Source organism: Luteimonas terrae (assembly GCF_004358165.1).
GTDB classification, from domain to species: Bacteria; Pseudomonadota; Gammaproteobacteria; order Xanthomonadales; family Xanthomonadaceae; genus Luteimonas; species Luteimonas terrae.
Genome location: NZ_SMTG01000013.1, coordinates 1 through 2,543, shown reverse-complemented (window position 1 = coordinate 2,543; position 2,543 = coordinate 1). Strand labels below are relative to the sequence as shown.

The window sequence follows — 2,543 nt, the reverse complement described above, 5'->3', positions numbered from 1 at the left end:
TCGGCCAATGCGTTGTAGCCCGACGCCGTGGCGTACTGGCCCCAGGCGTTGCTGCCGCTGCCGAAGGCCGAAGACCCGACGCCGGTCGCGTTCGTCCCCGAACCGATCGCCGTCGAATAGTCGGCAGCCGCCGTCGCGTTGGAACCCGAGGCGGTGGCCTCTTCGCCATCGGCGTACGCCTCGCCTTCGCCCGAGGCGCGGAAGTACTGGTTGTAGGCAGTCGCTTCTTCCAGCTGTCCCAGGTTCACCGCGTCCGTCGCTTCGGTACCGGCGGCGACGTTGGTGATCTGGCGCTCGTTGCCTTCCGAACCCACCGACACGCTGTCCTCGCGATCGGCAATCGAATCGGCACCGAGTGCGACGCTGTTGCCGGCGGTCGCAGTGGCGAGATTGCCCAACGCGGTGCTGTTGGTGCCGGCGGCATAGGCCGCACCGCCGATCGCGGTTGCGAAGTCGCCGGAGGCTTCCGCCGGCAGCAGACCGAGGAAGGCGCCACCGACGGCAACACTGTTGTAGCCCGTCGCGGTGGCTGCCTGACCGATCGCCGTGCTAAAGCTGCCGGAGGCTTCGCTGTCGGCACCGACCGCCAGCGCGCTTTCGCCCGCCGCGTCGCTCGAATTGCCCAGTGCAGTGCTGTTGTAGCCGCTGGCCGACGCAAGACCGCCCACGGCCGTGGCGTAGTCGGCAGTGGCCTCGGAGCCGAAACCGACGGCGGCTGCCGTCACGCCGTCGGCGACGCTTTCCGCGCCGAGCGCCGTTGCGCCGTCGCCGTTCGCCGCGGAGAAGAAGCCGACCGCGGTCGACTCGACGCCATTCGCTTCGGCCAAAGCACCCGACGCGACGCTGCCGTCGCCCGACGCGCTCGCAGCCGCACCCGTGGCGGCGGCGTACAGGCCCGAAGCGACGCTCTCTGCGCCGACCGCGATCGCGTACTCGCCGGAGGCTTCAGACGCCGCGCCGGCCGCGAGCGCATTTTCGCCACTGGCAACGGCGTTGAAGCCGAGCGAGGTCGCGTTCTCGGCAAATGCGAATGCACCACTGCCGAAGGCCGACGCGCCCTGCTCGAGCGCCTGTGCCGACGCACCGACAGCGGTCGCATAATCCGCGTCCGCAGCGGCGCCCGAGCCGGCGGCAAGCGCCTCGTCACCGGTCACCGACGCTTCGCCTTCACCGCTCGCGGCGAAGTACTGCGCTGCTTCTTCCCCCGCTTCGGCCACTGCATTGAGCTGGGCCATGTTGACCGCGTCGGTGTCATTGATGCCCGCCGCGAGATTGGTGATGCGACGCGTGGCGGGGAAGCCGCTCGCGCCGGTGCCGTTGCCGATGGACACCACGCCCGCTTCCGTGGCGCGCGAACCGGCACCGATGGCGACGCTGTTCACGCCATTAGCCCAGGCGCTCAGGCCGAGCGCGGTCGCGTTCTGCGCATAGGCGTAGGAGTCGCGTCCGACCGCGGTGGTGCCAACGGCGGTCGCCCAAGCGAACTGGCCGACCGACGTGGTGTTGTCCGCCGTCGCGCGGGCCGAACCGCCAAGGGCGGTGCTGTTGAGGCCGGTCGCCTGCGCGCTGCTGCCTGCCGCCAGGCTCACGTTGCCACTGGCCGAGGCGGTGTTGCCCAGCGCGGTCGCATTGGTGCCACTGGCGCTGGCACTGATGCCCACGGCCGTCGTGCGGGTGTTGCTGGCCTCTGCACCGTAGCCCAAGGCGGTGGAGAACTCTCCGGTCGCCTCGGCGAAGCCACCGTTCGCCGTCGATGCAAGGCCCGATGCGGTACTGCTGTAACCCGTCGCAGTCGACTGCAGGCCGGTCGCCGAAGACGCGGCACCCGTGGCGGTCGCAAACGCTTCGGTCGCCTGGGCGCCTGCGCCCAGCGCGCTCGCGCCGTCGCCGTCCGCGGTGGTCGCCTGCTCGAGCAGGACTTCGCCCGTGTCGGGATCGGTGTAATAGAGCATGCCGCCGATCGCGGTCGCCGAGGTGCCGGTGGCCGACGCGCCGTAGCCGGATGCGGTGGTGTAGTCGCCGCTGCCGACAGCGCCCGAGCCGAACGCGGACGCGCCGGTGCCGTATGCGCTGGCCGCTTCGCCTGCCGCCGTGGCGTACTCGCCCTCGACGTAGGCCGCCACGCCATCCTCGCCGTCCGCACCGCTCGCGACGAAGTAGCGGCTGCTCGCCGTCGCTTCTTCGAGCTGCGCCAGATTCACCGCGTCGGTGTCTTCGGTGCCCGCTGCAACGTTGGTGATCTGGCGCTCGCTGCCCTCGCTGCCGACCGACACGGTGTTGTCACGATCGGCTTCGGAACCTTGACCCAGCGCGACACTCCCTTCGCCGGTTGCGGTTGCATCCGAACCCAGCGCAAGACTGTCGTCACCTGCGGCGGTGGAGAAGTTGCCCACGGCCGTGCTGTTGAAGCCCGAGGCCCACGCCGCACCACCGATCGCGGTCGAGTAGTCGCCGCTGGCCTCGGTCGGGAACAGGTTGAACAGGCCCGCGCCGCCACCGACCGCGACGCTGTTGACGCCGCTTGCCACCGAGAACGAGCCGAT

The 2,543-nt window shown here is 70.4% G+C and carries 1 pseudogene; it reads right to left on the bottom strand.

Going from position 1 to position 2,543, the window contains the following annotated elements:
- Window positions 1-2,543: pseudogene (locus tag E2F49_RS16245) on the bottom strand (ESPR-type extended signal peptide-containing protein); the annotation flags it as partial.